This is a genomic window from Arthrobacter sp. EpRS71 (assembly GCF_001512285.1).
Classification (GTDB): Bacteria; Actinomycetota; Actinomycetes; order Actinomycetales; family Micrococcaceae; genus Arthrobacter.
Genome location: NZ_LNUV01000006.1, coordinates 2,054,209 through 2,070,766 on the forward strand (window position 1 = coordinate 2,054,209; position 16,558 = coordinate 2,070,766).

The 16,558-nt window shown below is 58.1% G+C and carries 20 protein-coding genes; 8 read left to right on the top strand and 12 right to left on the bottom strand.

Annotation, left to right across the window (positions count from 1 at the left end; genetic code table 11):
* Positions 1-298: 298 nt before the first annotated feature.
* On the bottom strand, positions 299-766 hold the full coding sequence (locus tag AR689_RS19885) for an SRPBCC domain-containing protein (protein WP_062072950.1): 468 nt from the start codon (positions 764-766) through the stop codon (positions 299-301).
* Between the two features lie 61 nt (positions 767-827).
* On the opposite strand from AR689_RS19885, the gene AR689_RS23685 reads away from it, so the two are divergent.
* Together AR689_RS23685 and AR689_RS19895 are read left to right on the top strand one after the other, a co-directional pair.
* Entirely contained in the window at positions 828-953 is a 126-nt protein-coding gene (locus AR689_RS23685) for a hypothetical protein (protein ID WP_286158886.1), read from the top strand.
* A 286-nt stretch (positions 954-1,239) separates the two neighbouring features.
* Positions 1,240-1,503 carry a helix-turn-helix domain-containing protein gene (locus AR689_RS19895; RefSeq protein ID WP_062072954.1) on the top strand — a complete coding sequence of 88 codons (264 nt, stop codon included), beginning with the start codon at positions 1,240-1,242 and terminating at the stop codon, positions 1,501-1,503.
* Between the two features lie 112 nt (positions 1,504-1,615).
* Here the strand turns inward: AR689_RS19895 and AR689_RS19900 are convergent, their stop codons facing one another.
* The 4 genes from AR689_RS19900 to AR689_RS19920 form a co-directional block, all read right to left on the bottom strand.
* Entirely contained in the window at positions 1,616-1,810 is a 195-nt protein-coding gene (locus AR689_RS19900) for a hypothetical protein (RefSeq protein WP_062072956.1), read from the bottom strand.
* Positions 1,811-2,639: 829 nt separating this feature from the next.
* Positions 2,640-3,086, bottom strand: coding sequence for a hypothetical protein (locus AR689_RS19910; protein WP_062072960.1), 447 nt, complete (start codon positions 3,084-3,086; stop codon positions 2,640-2,642).
* Positions 3,076-3,663, bottom strand: a complete 588-nt coding sequence (locus AR689_RS22855) for a helix-turn-helix domain-containing protein (RefSeq protein WP_082698085.1) — start codon at positions 3,661-3,663, stop codon at positions 3,076-3,078. Before AR689_RS22855 ends, AR689_RS19910 begins: the two co-directional genes overlap by 11 nt.
* Positions 3,653-4,189, bottom strand: coding sequence for a hypothetical protein (locus AR689_RS19920; RefSeq protein ID WP_156424646.1), 537 nt, complete (start codon positions 4,187-4,189; stop codon positions 3,653-3,655). Before AR689_RS19920 ends, AR689_RS22855 begins: the two co-directional genes overlap by 11 nt.
* A 1,146-nt stretch (positions 4,190-5,335) precedes the next feature.
* On the opposite strand from AR689_RS19920, the gene AR689_RS19930 reads away from it, so the two are divergent.
* On the top strand, positions 5,336-5,530 hold the full coding sequence (locus AR689_RS19930) for a hypothetical protein (protein ID WP_156424647.1): 195 nt from the start codon (positions 5,336-5,338) through the stop codon (positions 5,528-5,530).
* A gap of 113 nt (positions 5,531-5,643) precedes the next feature.
* Entirely contained in the window at positions 5,644-5,994 is a 351-nt protein-coding gene (locus AR689_RS23185; RefSeq protein WP_156424648.1) for a hypothetical protein, read from the top strand.
* A 1,011-nt stretch (positions 5,995-7,005) separates the two neighbouring features.
* Here the strand turns inward: AR689_RS23185 and AR689_RS19940 are convergent.
* From AR689_RS19940 to AR689_RS19950, 3 genes are all read right to left on the bottom strand, one after another.
* Positions 7,006-7,665: an AAA family ATPase gene (locus tag AR689_RS19940; RefSeq protein WP_156424649.1), complete on the bottom strand. Its 660-nt coding sequence runs from the start codon at positions 7,663-7,665 to the stop codon at positions 7,006-7,008.
* Positions 7,666-7,864: 199 nt separating this feature from the next.
* Positions 7,865-8,119 (bottom strand): hypothetical protein, encoded by a 255-nt coding sequence (locus tag AR689_RS19945; protein ID WP_156424650.1) that lies wholly within the window; start codon positions 8,117-8,119, stop codon positions 7,865-7,867.
* A 127-nt stretch (positions 8,120-8,246) separates the two neighbouring features.
* The gene (locus AR689_RS19950; RefSeq protein WP_062072976.1) at positions 8,247-8,444 is read right to left on the bottom strand and encodes a helix-turn-helix transcriptional regulator; all 198 of its coding nucleotides are present in this window, start codon (positions 8,442-8,444) and stop codon (positions 8,247-8,249) included.
* Positions 8,445-8,638: 194 nt separating this feature from the next.
* On the opposite strand from AR689_RS19950, the gene AR689_RS19955 reads away from it, so the two are divergent.
* Entirely contained in the window at positions 8,639-9,229 is a 591-nt protein-coding gene (locus AR689_RS19955; protein WP_353611616.1) for a site-specific integrase, read from the top strand.
* A gap of 31 nt (positions 9,230-9,260) precedes the next feature.
* Here AR689_RS19955 and ychF read toward each other — a convergent pair whose 3' ends face one another.
* Positions 9,261-10,346 carry a redox-regulated ATPase YchF gene (gene ychF / locus AR689_RS19960; protein ID WP_062073905.1) on the bottom strand — a complete coding sequence of 362 codons (1,086 nt, stop codon included), beginning with the start codon at positions 10,344-10,346 and terminating at the stop codon, positions 9,261-9,263.
* A 111-nt stretch (positions 10,347-10,457) separates the two neighbouring features.
* Between ychF and AR689_RS19965 the strand changes: the two genes are divergently transcribed.
* Positions 10,458-11,732: a DNA recombination protein RmuC gene (locus tag AR689_RS19965; RefSeq protein WP_062072979.1), complete on the top strand. Its 1,275-nt coding sequence runs from the start codon at positions 10,458-10,460 to the stop codon at positions 11,730-11,732.
* An 89-nt stretch (positions 11,733-11,821) separates the two neighbouring features.
* On the opposite strand, the gene AR689_RS19970 is transcribed toward AR689_RS19965, so the two are convergent.
* Complete coding sequence (locus tag AR689_RS19970) at positions 11,822-12,907, bottom strand: 4-hydroxy-3-methylbut-2-enyl diphosphate reductase (protein WP_062072981.1); 1,086 nt, start codon at positions 12,905-12,907, stop codon at positions 11,822-11,824.
* A gap of 50 nt (positions 12,908-12,957) precedes the next feature.
* Complete coding sequence (locus tag AR689_RS19975; protein ID WP_062072983.1) at positions 12,958-13,821, bottom strand: hypothetical protein; 864 nt, start codon at positions 13,819-13,821, stop codon at positions 12,958-12,960.
* A 183-nt stretch (positions 13,822-14,004) separates the two neighbouring features.
* Between AR689_RS19975 and xseA the strand changes: the two genes are divergently transcribed.
* Positions 14,005-15,282, top strand: coding sequence for an exodeoxyribonuclease VII large subunit (gene xseA, locus AR689_RS19980; protein WP_062072985.1), 1,278 nt, complete (start codon positions 14,005-14,007; stop codon positions 15,280-15,282).
* Between the two features lie 74 nt (positions 15,283-15,356).
* On the top strand, positions 15,357-15,632 hold the full coding sequence (locus tag AR689_RS19985; RefSeq protein WP_062072987.1) for an exodeoxyribonuclease VII small subunit: 276 nt from the start codon (positions 15,357-15,359) through the stop codon (positions 15,630-15,632).
* Between the two features lie 66 nt (positions 15,633-15,698).
* On the opposite strand, the gene AR689_RS19990 is transcribed toward AR689_RS19985, so the two are convergent.
* Positions 15,699-16,553 carry a polyphosphate kinase 2 family protein gene (locus AR689_RS19990; protein ID WP_062072989.1) on the bottom strand — a complete coding sequence of 285 codons (855 nt, stop codon included), beginning with the start codon at positions 16,551-16,553 and terminating at the stop codon, positions 15,699-15,701.
* Positions 16,554-16,558: the final 5 nt, after the last annotated feature.

The window sequence follows — 16,558 nt, forward strand, 5'->3', positions numbered from 1 at the left end:
GAGCAGGGGAAATTCGTGATATCCCCCAGGCAGAGGCACAGTTTCCTACTGTGACGTTGCCTACATGTGAGTGTAAGCCTACCCACATTGTGTCCAGATGATGGGACATGCTGGCCAAACTGTAACCGTTCCGCAACCTACACATGCCTAAATTGGCGCGGATTTCAAGTCAAACGTTACCCGGTGGTAGCATTCGCTGTCTGACAGCAGGACAGGGCTATTTTTGGGCAGAGAAAGAGCCCCGGTCCCACGGGTCCGAGGCTCAGTCCTTGAGTTTGAAGAACAGAAGTAGTGGAGGCTATTGACTCTCGGCTACCGCGGCCAATTGTGCGGTGACCAGGCTCCAGCCCTCCTGTAAGCCAAGCTGTTCATGCTGTGCGAGCGACTCCGCATCCCCGTGCCGCGCCACAATGCGGTACAAGGTTCCTTCTGTGTGGTCGGTGAAAGTGACCTCCCCAGTCACCGCGACGGGCATCGGGCGGGCGGGCCGAAGACTGCTGTCAACTGCATTGGTAAACACCAGGCGCTCTCCCTGATCAACAACGAGGAAAGCGGCGTCCATATGAGGAACGAACGCAGAACCGTCCTCGCTCATGGACGTTATGAAGCCGCCACCGGCATGCGGTGCGAACGATTCCACGCTGCATGTGTAAGGCTCGGGAATCCACCACTGCTCGAAGAGCTCAGGCGTAGTCCAGGCGTTCCAAACGGTGGCCCGGGAGGCCCGTATGACCCGCTCGATCACGAGGTCTAGATCACGATTCATGGTTCTCCTTGAAGTTGCCGGTACGCGAGGCTGCTACATCCTGACCCATTATGCTGGGCGAATGTCTACCGATGAAGAGAAGGACCCGCCTGTCCCTGCTGATGTTGAGGGAAAGATCCCCAGAAAAACGCACGACAAGCCCGGCGCCGAACAAGAACAGGCTGACAACGAACCCGATGATTCCTGACGGACTTCGCGCGGACAAGCAGATGGACCCTGAAAAAAGCAGGCCGCAGGCAATGAGGTCTTGAACTTCATTGCCTGCGGCCTACTAAAGCGCTACAGCTTCTTTGGGTCGCCTGGCTAAATCACACGTTGAAACGGAACGTACCTTATATACCCGTACAAGGTTGAATGGTGTTGAATTCCCCGGATTCTAGCGGTATGTGTCATTGGGCGAAGTTGTGTTCCGTCGTCCGTTTACGGACCTCTTGCGGACTCAGCGCTTGCTCCCCCGTTACTAGGCTGTAGCCATGAATACAGAAACAGACGACATACTTCAGCCCGATCAGGTCTATACGGTCACAGAGGTGGCTGAATGGCTCCAAATCAGCAACAACCAGGTCACCCTGCTTGCGAAGCGGAACGGCTGGCCGCACATGAAGGTCGGCAACCGCCTGCGCTTCACATCCACCCAACTTAGGGAAGTCGCAGAGTTGCTCAACGCGCCAACACCCATGCCAGCAGAGCCGCGCCGGAAAATCGGCCAGGCCCGACAAAGCAGAATTCCCCGCTAGCCGTTAAATAGGAGGGGTCCGCGACACCACATCACGGACCCCTCAAAGCTTTTCTTCAAACCACCACGTTTGAACTGTTTTTAAAGTAACAGAAATGCAGACTAGTGCAAGTTCATGAACCGGTGATCTGCAAAAATATGCATCGTGTCTTCCGTGGCAGACACTCCGGATCCGGCTCCATGTCCTCATAGGGGCTACGCACAACCACGCCGGCGCGGTCCCGCGCGTTCACCTCGGCCATCATCTCCTGGAAGCCATCACGATCAAACTTCGTCATGACGGTGAGGGTATCGGCACCCACTGACATTCAGTCCCCCTGCATGTGGATATTCTCTTCTGGTGACTGAAACCAAGGGCAGCATCCTCATTCCCACAGCAGCGGCGCTCATAGGTGCACTGATAGGCGGCGGCTTTACAGCTTGTTCGGCCAATATCGCAGCGGACAGTCAACGAGACATGCAGCAGACCCAATTTCAGCAGGAGCAGTCGCGTCTTCTTCGCGAGAAGCGGGCCCCCTACTACGCGGCCTACGACGCTGCGGTCAACACATTCGCGACTCAAATGCAGACGCGATATGAATGCGAGTCAAATAAGGCCCCGACGTGCAGGTACTCGCTTGAAAATGTCCAGTCGGCTCGATATGAATTGCAGAGGGCCATTAATGAAATTCACATATATGGTAGCCAAAGCATGAGGGAAGCCGTCGAACGGGTTAGAAATACGATGCCGACTTCACTTACAGGTCTGACTGGGTATGTTCAGGTGGGCCCGGTCGATGCAGAGCGTTTCCGAGAGGAACTTACGCGGGTTCGCTCTGTCATCTGCTTTGATGTGTCCCCAGACGTACGGGGTTGCCCCGCGCCAAGCTCCTAGCCTGTGGCTGAACAGGTCGGGCGAGTTCGCTGGTTGACGGGAAGCTCCGAGCCTTCGGCATGTCCTGCAAGAAACGTTGCCCAGGCCACGTGACGCGTCATATGTGAATACGTCTGCCTATAACAGCCCTCCGCAAATAGGGTTGCCGCCAAAAATTAGAGGGTCCGTTCCGCTGTGGGAACGGACCCTTCTGGGTTCTATCCGAGTAAGTCTATTTGATCGGACTAGTCGGTGGTTTGCTGCGGAGGTCTCAGCGAACGACTCTAATCGGCGCTCTGGCTCTCAGAGTCTCTCAGCCATAGGTCGTCAGGAACGGCCGGCAAGAACGTCGGGCGTAGACCCAGCCTCCCTGTCATCTCCGAGATGAACTGCCGGTGATATGGATAAGATATCCGCGCGGCGGCCACGCGTAGCTCGTCATCAATATCTTGTAAATCGTCCGACTCCGAGACAGAGAAATTTACCTTATATGTGCATTTAAGAGTTACTGCTGCTTCATCATCGGAATCGAGAAGCTCCACAGTTGTACTGGTTAAACGAAGCAGTGGATAGCCTTCTGCGTTCGAGCCAGAAAATTGGAACCGCACGCGTTTGGTGCGTGGGAGATCGAACGTATTTGTCTCAACAGACATTTCATCGAGTAAGACGTTAGTAACTCGGTATTTCAGGTTATCGGGGTTCAGGGCTACGGACAGCTCTTCACTTGACATGCGTTTCGTCCTTTCGGGAACCGGGAGCAGAGGGATTCAAAGGAGCATCCCAATTGACCTCATCCCAATCGATTTCCCATGTATCTAAAGCTGGCCGACGGGTAACGGCATGGAGTCCGGTGGTTTCATAGAAAGCTTCGTTGTCTTCGACCGGCACCAGGAAATTGATCGTGGCCGTGCTTACTCCGCTACGCCCTCCACGCGTTACCGTTACCGTGTCGGTGTGCATCTTTTTGCCCCGCCTACGATTCCTACGAGTTTTGGGGTCCCGCAGTGGAGGCACGGAGTCATCAGCGGGAACGACGAGAAGTTCAACACTGTAGCCGATAGCGCGCAGCATCTTCGCGAAGGTGGAAATTTGGACATTTCCATTCCCACTGAGGATTTGGGATACTCGACTTTCACCCACATTAAGTCGTTCTGCTAAATCCTTTTGGGAAATTGAGCTTGCTTCCAGCGCGCGGTGAAGAACGGCCCTAACTTGCATCGCCAATCGAGCAGCGGCGAGCCCTTGCTGCCCTACAGGCGTCGACTCTCGCTCCTGGATGAGCGTTTGCGAACTCTGGCTATTTGTCATGAAGCAGATCCTCCTGCCTAACTATTCTTGTGAACTTCTTGTCCGGCTCGCGGGTTTGATTTCCATCTTTGCCCCAAAAGCATGCGAGACGAATGTGTTCATCAAATATCGGTATTTCATCCCAGTCCGGGTTCTTTGACAGGCTGAATCGGCTCGTCTTAGCTACGTAGTGGCCCTTGCCGTCAGTGTCGTAGAAAGCTGCCCGAAGCCAGCTAGCACGAAACTCCCAGACCCCTTGCTCGAGTTGATTCAACTCGTGCAGGACAGCAGGCTCACCGTTTTGAGCAAAATATTCGCAAATTACGAAAATCTCATCTATCAAATCAATCTGGTCAAGATCGGGAAGGGTCTTAGAGTGTCTATTCTCAAATTTGCCCTCCTTGAGCTCGTCCCAAGCTGTCGAAGAAGGTGACGTTACGCCGTCACTTCGCAGACCACACTCGATGACGTGCTCTGCGCCCTGAACGATCTTCCTTCGCACCACTTTACCCAATCGTAAACCCCCAAGGGAGAAACTAACAGTCACGCTAATTATGCGCGAAGCAGGGGCGGTAGTGCTTACGCCGCGCAGTCATGCCCCGCAGATCGCCCCAGGGGCCACGAGCACGCCAAACAGCGGCGGATTATGAAGCTGAGCCGACGTCATCGGTTGACCACTTTACGAAGTCGTTCAAGCTGTCATCTGAGAGATTGGGTTCGTGCCCGTCCAAAGGGTCGCTGACGGTCCCAACGGGGATACCATGCGCATGACGCCATGGAACGGGGTATCAGCCCTACGGAGGACCGAGACTAGAGTCCGCTTAGGCTGCGCTGACAGGGCGCCAATCTTTCAGCTTCTCGTAGGAGAAGAACTCCGAATGACGGGCTAATATGTTGCCGCATCCGTAGCCACGCCATATCCCAAGGTCCTTAAGCTTCTGGTGGTTCACATTTCCCCACTGGTTCACGAACCCCTCCCGTTGCGCCCACGTGTCTATGCACCACTGACGCAGACCCGGAGGATACCGAAAATAGGAATCCGGCGGGCAGCCCAGTCCTTCCTTCTCGCACCACCTCTCCACGTCCGCCTTCGTGTCCCAAAAGCCGCCCGTTTCGGCATACTCCAAGAACACTTGCGGGACCTTGCCGCCCGGAGCCCTCGATCCGCTCCTTTCAAGCCGCCTACGACTCATGACGAATCACCCAACCCAAAGCCAACATGCCAGCAGGAGTATGACCAAGCTGCCCGCCCAGGTGACGCATCTCCTGCGCCTGCCAAGCACTAGCCGAACCCTCATAGATGGCCCGTGCATGGCACACATAGGCAGCCACAGCAGGGACAAAAACTGTCATCCCACTCGTTCGCCTGGGGTGATTTCCATAGATTTCGCCACAATTTCTTGTCTTCTGGAGACCAAATGCCCGATTTGGGCAAGGGCGGAACGGACAACCTGCAACCGTCAGCGGGAAGCTCGATGAGCCCAGAACGCACGCCAGGACTGCGATGCCGGGAGTTAGGTTTAGTTGGATTAGCTTTCGGGCCAGGCATCCTGGCCTCCTTTCAGTTGGGTCTATCCGCTTGCCGCGCACCCTAAAGACCTCACCGGCGGTCTGGCTCAGTGGCACCTCTAGGCCCCTCCCCCCTGGGGTGTTGAAGTCCTTGTCGAGGATGCTCTTTGGCATGATCTGTTACATGACTAAAGAAGATAGAGAAGTAGAACGCGAACGCCTCACTCAGGTTGGGCGGGAGTTCGACAAGCAAGCGCCTGCTCGTCATCGCGGTGACTTACCCAAAGATGAACAAGCAGTCATTAATGCTGAGGCTAAAGATGCGCACGCCAGGCTTGCGGAGATGGCTAAGGAAGACAAAGCTCAGCAAGAGAAGTAGCTGTCCGCTTTCCCTTTGTGGACACGGCAAGGTTGTAAAGGATTCCGAAGCAACCATTCACACAACAGGCCTGTAGCCTTTGCTGAGTTGCTTTGTCTTGATAAGGGGGAAGTGTGCAGTTCAAGCGTTCTGCTGGCTTGTTTGTAACAGGTGTTTGGCTTTCTATTGGCGGCACAGTCCTCAGTTGGTTTGGTGTGATGACTGGTATCTCGTCATCTAACTCTTATTTCAGTAGTGGCCCGGCTGCTGGTTCCGTGTTTGCGATGCTGCTTGGTGGCGCTGCTGGGCTGGCTGGTTTCATATGTTTGGCCGTGGCAGCATACCGGGCGTTGTTCAAGATTGATGCCCTTTACGTGCCGGTGAAGATGGACGGGGTGTACGTTCCCGCGCCGCAGAACGTATCTAACCAGGTACCGCATCCGCCGGGCTACCCGCCGATGGGCAACCAGCACTACCAGCAGTAGGGGTGCCGCTATTTAAGTGCAATGTGCCTTACCTAAAGCGTTTGGGTGTCGGTACTTCCGACGCAACCAAATTATTGGGAGCACACATGAGCAATGATTATTCGACAGCTTGGGATGCCCTTGCTGAGACCATTGGGGCTGGCCAGGTGCTCACCTGGGCGGGGAGGTCGTAAAGCTCTATCTGGCGGGGCTGGTAGTCGTAGGCCATATGTCAGTTCCTTCCGCGGTCGCGGGTTACGTTTTTGACAGCAGTGCGGGCTGTCGGGTCGGCGTGCAGTCCGCGCCCGTGGGAGGGTTCGCGGACAGCGGTGTTGTTGCTGAGGCTTTGAAGCCTTTGATTTAGTGGGAGGGCCATGTCGCACCAGTAGCGGATTTCGGATTCGTATGAGGCTGGGGACCTATTCATTTCGCATCATCCGTTTCTTCCCGTGCAGACCGGTCGGCGTCGATGGCGTCCCAAAGGTGGACAAGTTCTGTATGGAGAGCCGCTAGATGTTGCAGCATGTCGGCTTCGGTCATTCCCGTCACTTCCGGGCGTCTCAAGGTGGGTGACGCATGATGCGAAGAGAATTCCCCGTTTTGAGTAGTTGACTGTCTCCCACCGTCTCCCGACTGTCTCCCGAGACGGTGGCAGGTGTTTGGTGTCCGTCCCGTTTCTTTAGAACGGGAGACACTGACACTGACGCTCACGCCGCTCCCGGCTCAGTACTTGGATTTACCCTGTAGGGCTCTATCAAATGGTGTTCATTAGCGTTCCGAGCCCCGGCCTTGATGCTTAGAAAGCCGTCAGCTTCAAGGACAAAGATTGCCGCCCGTAGGTTTTCCTCTTTGCCGGATACCAGCTGTTTGATCTTGCGGAAACTAGGTGGGTTCGGGGAGTCTTCAACGCATCGTGAATTACGTTCCATGAGGTCTCATAACTGGGAACCGTTCTCGTTCGGTTTTCGAGGAGGTTCAAACTGTGAAGAGAATGCGGTTTGGTTCGGTCGAATCCACCGTGACAATGGCAGTCTATTGAGTGCGGTCACTCTTGCGACACTCGCCAGAGACGGGCCGAACCTGTCCCGGTCGATCCTTGCCGACGCGTAGGGCGATCTGGCCGACCATGCCGACGCCCACTGGTACAAGAATTTCCACCATGTAGGCGGCGCCCGTAAGGTACGACAACTTCGCCTGAGCGCCTATGGCAAACCGCCCGCGACCCTCGGCGGACTTCGTAACGTGGTCAACGACCACGACCGCCGCACCTGGTCGTGATGCGAGTTTCCGTGGCACGCGCCGCCCCCAGGCACTGACCTCATCGTTGTCGATGGACTTCACGCCGTAGACCGCGAACGCTTCGGTTACTCCGTCGATCACGGCCATGGCGTATTCGTTTTGTAGGATCTGCCCCCACTCGGCGTTTTCATCGGTGAAAGTCACCGGGTCAACGTCAGGGCGAATGTAGTCCAAGTTCTCACTGATTTCGGCAGCGCTGGCACCCATCATTAACAGCCTGCTGATCACGGAGGCCGCATCAGATTCGAAATCTATGTAGCGGCACCTGTGACCGGCACTTATCTGCCTCGTTGTTTCGAACTGAGCCATCATGCTCTTGCAAGACTCAGATTCACCGTTGAAAGCATGAACCAAGCCCCTGTAGAGCGTGTGCCGTCCGTCGGTGCGGCTCATGAGGGACGGTCTGAGTGGCTTGTAAGTGCCATTGAGGTAAGCCGTAAGGTCGATTGGCTTCCAGCTTGCGGTGGCCCGCGCTGCTGGCCTTTTGAGCGACGTGGCTTCTTGTTCAGACTATTGCTGTCCTATGTTCGGTCGGATCACTGTCGATGGTCCCCCCACCGCGACTTGCTCAAGGTCACGGTGGGGGATGCTGCTAGGCCGGCATGGCGGGCAGCTCGGTGAGTTGTTTCTGTGTCGAGGTGAACGCTGCGGCGACAGTGCGGAGCGTTAGTTCCTCCACTTCGATTACTTCCAACCCACGGGATCCGTAGGTGTGTGCGTGGAGAAGTCCGCGGATGGGGCCTGCTGACCATTCGGGGCGGATCGTGCAGACAAACGCGGCTAGCTTTATTGCCTGCTCCTGCGTCATACGGCGGACAGAGGGCACGGTAAATGCGGTGCTGTTCATTTGAGGCCTTTGTCTAGTTCGTGTGGTGTGGTGGTGGTTCGGTGGTGCATCCCTTGGTGTTCCCTCCCCAGAGAACAGTTCAGGGTCTTGCCTCAGCCTGGTGAGCTTAATAGTGAAGGTGTTTCGATTAGGCGGCGCTCTGCTCGAACGCCTGGTTGATGTAGTCGTTGATGTAGAATTCCCGGAACATCCTGCGCCCGCCGATTTTGGCCAAACGTGGCGCCGTTCCGTTGTGAAGCATCCAGCGAAGTTGCGCGGGAGACTTCCGAAGACGATCAGCGGCTTCCGGCGGGGTCAGCAACGTGGTTACACCTACGAGCGCCATTCGGTTCCTTCCGGTCTAGATCATTTTGTTGCGGTAGCTCCAACATCACCATCTAAGTCAGGTCAGTTCTTCGCGGCGCACGAAACGATCGAATGCTAGCCACCGATCCCGCTGATGGCGTTTCCCTGCCCCGCACGCGCAAGGCCGAACATGCAATGAGCATCCCATCCCCTGCGGACGTTGGCGCCCTCCTGATGGCCTCGGAGCCTTGGTTCAAACCATTCGTTGCCATGTGCGCTTTCGCAGGGTTGCGCTTGGGTGAAGCTGCGGCAGTACAGCTCGGGGACATAGATTTCTTGCGACGTACTCTAGCTGTGCAGCGGCAAGTACAGAGAGCCGGCAGGGGCCAGGTAGCCATTACGTTGCCCAAGTACGGATCCGAACGCCTAGTACATATCCCTGACGGTCTAGTGCAGATACTTGCCGTGCACGTGCAGCACGTTGGAGTGCATGGCGAACAGCAATGGCTATTTATCGGGGATCAAGGCCTGCCGCCGCATCAAAACACTTCCGGCTACTGGTGGCGTAAAACAGTAAAGGCCGCAGGTCTTGAAGCTGTGAGACTCCATGACCTGCGGCACTTTTATGCGTCGGGGTTGATTGCTGCTGGTTGCGATGTCGTAACGGTTCAGCGGGCTCTAGGCCACTCGAAAGCAACCACTACGTTGAACACTTACGCCCATCTTTGGCCTACCGCTGAGGACCGAACCAGGACCGCAGCTAGCGCCATGATGGATGACGCGCTCAGCATTTCTGCGGACTCCCTGCGGACTGAACAAGCCTGACCCCAGCAATCAAGCGGGAAAACGGCTGTAATCACACGTTGAAGCGGAACTCCACCACGTCGCCGTCAACCATCACGTACTCTTTGCCTTCAATACGAACCTTGCCGCGGGACTTGGCCTCTGCCATGGAACCGGCGTCGATCAGGTCATCGAACGAGACAACTTCGGCCTTGATGAAGCCGCGCTGGAAATCGGAGTGGATCACGCCGGCCGCCTGGGGTGCGGTGTCGCCTTGGCGGATGGTCCAGGCACGGGTTTCCTTGGGGCCAGCGGTGAGGTAGGTCTGCAGGCCAAGAGTGTGGAAACCAACGCGCGCCAACTGGTCCAGTCCGGATTCGCTCTGGCCGTTCATTTCCAGCATTTCGCGGGCTTCTTCTTCGTCAAGCTCCACCAGATCGGATTCCAACTTGGCATCCAGGAATACGGCATCGGCAGGGGCCACCAAGGCACGCAGTTCCTCCTGCTTGGCTGCATCGCCCAGAATGCCTTCGTCGGCGTTGAAGACGTAGATGAACGGCTTCGCGGTCAGGAGACCGAGCTCTTTGAGGTGCCCCATCTCCAGCTTGTCGCTCTTGATCGAGGAGAAAATGGTGTCGCCGCGTTCCAGAACCGCCTGGGCTGCTTTGATGGCGGCCAGTTCGGCTGTTTCACGCTTCTTGATCTTGACTTCTTTTTCGATACGCGGGATGGCGTTTTCGATGGTCTGAAGGTCTGCCAGGATCAGCTCGGTGTTGATGGTCTCCATGTCGGAGCGCGGATCAACCTTGCCATCCACGTGGATGACGTCGGGATCGTCAAAGACGCGGACGACCTGCGCGATGGCCTCTGCTTCACGAATGTTGGCCAGGAACTTGTTGCCCAGGCCTTCGCCCTCGGAGGCACCCTTGACGATGCCGGCGATGTCCACGAAGGACACGGGAGCCGGCAGCAACTTCTGCGAACCGAAGATCTCCGCCAGCTTAGCCAGACGCGGATCCGGCAGGTTGACCACGCCGACGTTTGGTTCAATCGTTGCGAACGGATAGTTCGCAGCGAGCACCTGGTTACGGGTCAGTGCGTTGAAAAGAGTTGATTTGCCGACGTTGGGCAGTCCGACGATGCCAATAGTAAGAGCCACGAGCATTGATTCTACCCGTTGGAACCACGTCCGGGGTTGTCACCACCCGCAAACCCGGCCCACGCCTGCCGCCTCGCTTAAACTGTCGTACCCCTGTGACAGGGTTGCCACATGGATGGATTTGGATTGGTATTGGCCCTGCTCATGCTGCTGATTGGTGCAGCGGTTGGTCTCGCGGCCGGCTATGTTGTCTTCCGACGCCGGGGCGCCGGTTTGGAAGAAGACTTCGACGCCGTGTCCTCGCGGCTCTCGGAAGTGACGGCACAGCTCGCAGCGGCCGACGCCGAACGCCGGCTTTTGTTTACACAGAACCGCGAGTTGAGCGCAGCAAGGAATTCTGACGGAAGCGTTCTGCGCGCGCTTGCTCCCGTGGCCGAAAAGCTCACAGCGGTCCAGCAGCAGGTTTCGCTTCTTGAGCGAGACAGAGTGGAGCAGTACGGCCAGCTGGCCCAGCAGCTGCAAGATGCGCGGTCGTCTGATGAACAGCTCCTGCGGTCAACACACGCCTTGGCCTCAGCACTGCGTTCCAACAGTGCACGCGGCCAATGGGGCGAGGTTCAGCTCCGCAGGGTGGTGGAGGCCTCCGGAATGCTCAGGCACGTGGATTTCCATGAGCAGGTTCATTCGGGACGGAACGACAACACGCTGCGCCCGGACCTGGTGGTCCAGCTTCCTGGTGGTAAGCAGCTGGTAGTAGATGCCAAGGTGCCGTTGGCTTCCTATCTCGCTGCCCAGGAACAACTCCACGGAGACGGTTCATTCGGCGAATCTGTGGGCCCCGCCGTCAACCATGACTCCAAGACCCTGCTGGCACAGCATTCGAAGGCTCTGAAGGCCCACATCGATGCTCTGGCGGCCAAGAAATACTGGGACATTCCGGGGAACTCCCCCGAGCTGGTGATCTGCTTCCTTCCGGCAGAGTCCATCCTGGCGTCAGCTTTAGAGGCCGATCCCGCTCTGCTGGAACATGCCTTGTCCAAGAACGTGGTTCTCGCGTCGCCGGGCACCTTGCTGGCAGTCCTCAAGTCTGTGGCATTCACCTGGCGACAGGATGTCCTTACCGATAGCGCTCACGAACTCTTTGAGCTCGCCAAGCAGCTCTACGAACGCATGGGCACGCTCGGTGAGAATGTCAGCAAGCTCGGCAGCTCCTTGAAAACCTCCGTGGATCGCTACAACGCCATGGTGGGCACGCTGGAGGCGCGGGTACTCCCGACGGCCCGCAAGCTCAACACCATGGACGATGCCGGCCTCGCCGCGCCGATGTCTGTTGAGGTTGTCCCCCGTGCATTGGCAGCTCCGGAGCTTCTTGCCGTTGACACCCGCGGTCATCAGGACACGGCCCGCGAGCAAGATGACAGCGAGGACCGGGAGTCGGCAGCCTAAGAGATATGGCGCTTAACTGAACTGGCCCGCAGTGGAGCCTTTCCCGAGGGAAGGCAACCACCGCGGGCCAGTTATGTCACGCGTATTTGCTAGGACGTCTGTCGGTTTCCACGGCCGCCAAGGGCACGCGTCACGTCGCCGGCCTTCTTCAAAGTGGCCCGCAGTTCCTTCGGAAGCGAGAAGAGAAGGTCTTCCTCTGCTGTCACCACTTCCTGAACCTCACCGTAACCGTAGTCAGCCAAGAGCCGCAGGACATCCTTGACGAGGACTTCAGGAACAGACGCACCCGAAGTCACACCGACGGTGGCAACTCCCTCGAACCAGGACTCGTCCACCTCATTGGCGAAATCCACGCGGTATGAGCTCTTGGCACCGTATTCGAGGGCTACTTCAACCAACCGCACGGAATTGGAGGAGTTGGCCGAACCCACAACGATCACCAGGTCAGCCTGGGGTGCGATCTTCTTGATGGCCACCTGACGGTTGGTGGTGGCGTAGCAAATGTCATCGCTGGGCGGATCCTGCAACGTGGGGAACCGGTCTTTGAGGAGGCGAACGGTTTCCATGGTTTCGTCCACGCTGAGGGTGGTCTGAGAAAGCCAGATGGTTTTCTCAGGATTACGGACGGTGACTTTGTCTACTTCATGAGGTCCGTTGATGATCTGGATGTGATCCGGTGCTTCACCGGCCGTTCCTTCGACTTCCTCATGGCCTTCGTGACCAATGAGCAGGATGTCGTAATCTTCCTTGGCGAAGCGCACGGCTTCCTTGTGCACTTTGGTGACCAAGGGACACGTTGCGTCGATGGTGCGCAGGCCGCGATCCTCGGCTGATTGCACCACTGCCGGGGAGACACCGTGGGCGGAGAAGATCACCAGAGCGCCTTCGGGAACTTCGTCGGTCTCCTCGACGAAGATGGCCCCTTGTTCCTCCAGGGAGCTGACCACGTGCACGTTGTGGACGATCTGCTTGCGCACATAGACGGGAGGCCCGTAATGCTCTAGGGCCTTTTCCACAGCAATGACAGCCCGGTCCACACCGGCGCAATAACCTCGAGGAGCTGCCAACAGGACCTTCTTGGGACCCGTTACGGGCGCGGCAGCCTGAACCTCTTCCGGGGAACGGCGTCTGCGGGGCACCGTGGGCATAGGAATGGAAACTGCTGTGCTGGTCATTCCTCCATGCTACCGGGCCGGACTTTGCCTCCCGGCTTTAGGGCAGGACTTTAGCTGCTGGCCGAACGTGACCCTCGTCGCCCTGACACGACAGAGCCTATGACGCCAGCCACAAAGAGCGCACCGGATGCCACCGCTGCGATCAGGATCCATTCTCCGAAGCCGGTCTTCGCTGCGGTGAGGAACTCCTGCTTAAACAACTCGGCCACACCGTTAGCGCTGGACAGGTTGCCAACCACTCCCCCGGCAAGATCCGCACCCGCCGTCCAGAGTGCCGCCAGAGCCAATCCGCCAAGCCCCACGAAGACCAGCACCAGGGAGCGACGTCGCGCGGCAACAAGGGCCAGCAACAGGGATATCAATGCACCGAGGGCGGCCACCCACCATAGGGGCGCAAAAGCAGCCACCCGCTCTACCAGTTGGCGATGCGAGGGTTCCCCCAAGGACACAAGGCTTTCGGCTGGAACATCAATCCTGATCCGGGTTGCCTCGGCGAAATGATCGCGGATGAGCCTGACCAACGGGCTGATATCAAGGACCAAAGCAGTGGTGGCAGCGGTCTCCTCGCTTTGGTTCACCGCGCCGAAGTTCAATCTGTGGCTGTTGCGCACTGTCTCTTCCCACGCTTGGGGGTAGTCGCTCCACGATTGCATGCCCGACGCTGCACTGCGGAGCGCGTCGGCTGCCAAGGACTGAATAGGTTCTGGAAGTTCCACGGAGGCCTCGAAGGTCCCCACGGCGGCGGCGGCCAGCCGGCTTTGGAATTCCGGATCCTTGCCCAGCCCACCTGCCAAATGGACAAAACCCTCTTCTTTGACGATGTTTTGGTCAACCCACGCGATCGGAACTGCAACCGCTGTGAGTAGTAAAGCGAGGATCACTCCCACTGCTGAAACAAAAGTACGCAAGGTCATCCTCGGGGCTCGGGGGTTATGCCACCATCCTAGGTCTGTCCACATGACAGGAAAAATGTCGGAGGCCCCGCCCAAGCTATGGATAGAGTTGGAAGGCCGGTTGGCACTCACAGCCGCACCCCTGAGCGAGGACTATGACAATGCAGGTACAACCATGGCGACTGAACCAGGCAACGGCCACCCATGTCCGCTGAAGCAACGCCGGAATCCACCTTGCCCGGGACCGCGGCAGAGACCAGCCCGGACAACCCCTGGCCCCTGCAACTGCTGTCCCGCAAGCTCAAAGCACATATTGAGCGGGCGCCGGCCGCATGGATTGAGGGTCAGGTCATTGAACTTAACCGCAGGGGTGGCAACGCATTCCTGACACTGCGTGATGTTGACGCTGAAATATCCTTGCCCGCATCAGTCTGGTCAACGGTGCTTGACCGCCAAAAGGTACCCCTGGAACGCGGCTCCCGGGTGGTTGCCTTGGTGAAGGCGGACTTCTGGGTGAAGACCGGACGCCTGAACATGTCCGTGAAGGACATCCGTCCTGTGGGCCTCGGCGATCTGCTGGCGAGGATTGAACGGCTTCGCCAAGCGTTGGCAGCCGAGGGCCTGTTCGCGGACTCCCGGAAACGGAAGCTTCCCCTGCTCCCTCATCGCATCGGCCTTATCACCGGCAGGGACTCAGACGCCAAGAAGGACGTCATGCGCAACGCGGCCTTACGTTGGCCGGCCGTTGAGTTTGATGTCCGCGAGGTAGCCGTCCAAGGCAACACCGCAGTTTCACAGATCATCGCAGCGCTGAAGAAACTGGACGCTGACCCACACGTGGATGTCATTGTCCTCGCCCGCGGCGGCGGCGCCCTGGAAGATCTCCTGCCGTTCAGTAATGAGGACCTCATTCGCGCCGTGGCAGCGGCCACTACACCGGTTGTCAGCGCGATCGGCCATGAAGCCGACCGCCCCATCCTGGACGACGTGGCGGACCTCCGGGCGTCGACGCCGACGGATGCCGCCAAGCGCATTGTTCCGGACGTGGCCGAGGAACTGGCCATGGTCCGTAAGGCCAGGGAGCATCTCCGGAGAAGTATCAGCCGCATGGTGGACCGGGAGACGGATCGACTCCACGCGTTGAGGTCCCGGCCCGTACTGGCCACTCCTGCCTCCATGGTGGATGCCCGCGCCGAAGACATCCACCGCCTCCAGCGGAGGACTCATTCCGCGGTCAGCACCGCGGTTCTCCGGGCCTTGGACCAAGTCCACCATTTGCGTGCGCAGGTCCGTGCCTTGTCACCACAAAAGACGCTGGACCGCGGCTATGCCGTTGTTCAGCTCATCGGTGAGGACCAAGCGGGCCATCACGTGGTCAGCAGCCCCGATGAAGCTCCGGACGGAACATCCTTGAGCATCCGCGTTGCTGAGGGCCGTTTCAGTGCTGTCTCCAACGGGGCAGGTCACATCATGGAACGCTGACGGCTCGTCCAGAATCCACCGCACATCCGCCCCTTGATTTGCCGGTAACACCGCCACAACCACGAAGGACCATCATGACCGAAAACAGCCAGGCAGCACCGACTCCTCAAGGCGCACTGGCGCCGGAATCCCTTGACGGAATGAGCTATGAGGAAGCCCGGGAACAACTTGTGGCGGTAGTGGGACGCTTGGAGGCAGGCGGAGCCAGCTTGGAAGAATCGCTGGCGCTCTGGGAGCGCGGCGAAGCCCTGGCCAAGCGCTGCGAGGATTGGCTTGAAGGCGCCCGCAAACGCCTGGCGACCGCCCGCGAGGCAAGCGAGGACGGCGGAGCGTCGGCAGGCAGCAAGTAAGGACGCAGAGCAGCCAGTTCCACGCAGCAAACGGCCGCTTGCGAGGCCCGGCAGCAACCGGGAAGTTTAGGACTCCACCACGAGGGCGCGCTCCTCGGCAACGTCGAAGGTTGCTTTGGGCCAGTCCAGCTGCAGCCCCCCGAGTGCATCCAACAGCAGTTGCTGCACCGCGATGCGTGCGTACCACTTCTTGTTGGCCGGCACCACATGCCAAGGAGCATTTTCCGTGGAGGTCTTCTCGAAGGCCACGCTGTAGGCGTCCATATAGTCATCCCAGAAGGCCCGCTCCGTGAGGTCCGTCCGACTGTATTTCCAGTGTTTGGTGGGATCGTCAAGCCTGGCAATGAGTCGCTTCTTTTGCTCGTCCTTGCTGATGTTGAGCATGACCTTGACCACGGTGGTGCCCTGCTCGGCAAGACGCGCCTCGAAGTCATTAATCGCGGCATACCGGCGCTCCAACTCCGAAGCGTCGGCCCATCCGTGGACGCGGTGGATCAGGACATCCTCGTACTGTGAACGGTCAAAGACTCCCACCATCCCTGCGGCAGGGACTTGCTTCTCGATCCTCCACAGGAAGTCGTGCGACTTTTCCTCTTCAGTTGGGGCCTTGAACGCGGATACTTGAACGCCTTGGACATCCATGGCGCCCACCACGTGGCTGACAATGCCACCTTTCCCGGCAGTGTCCATGGCTTGGAGGATCAACAGGAGCCGTTTCCCGCTGCCTGCCCTGCCCTCGGCAAAGAGCTTTTCCTGAAGCTCCGACAGCCGCGCATCCTGTGCCTCCAGCAGTGCTTTGCCATCCGTTTTCCCGCCCGTGTAACCGGGAGTGGAGTCAGGATCCACGCCTGCCAGGGAAAACCCAGACCCCACCCTCAGAACCTCGGCCGGACTTGTGGCGAACTCAACTGCTACAGCCATTCGCG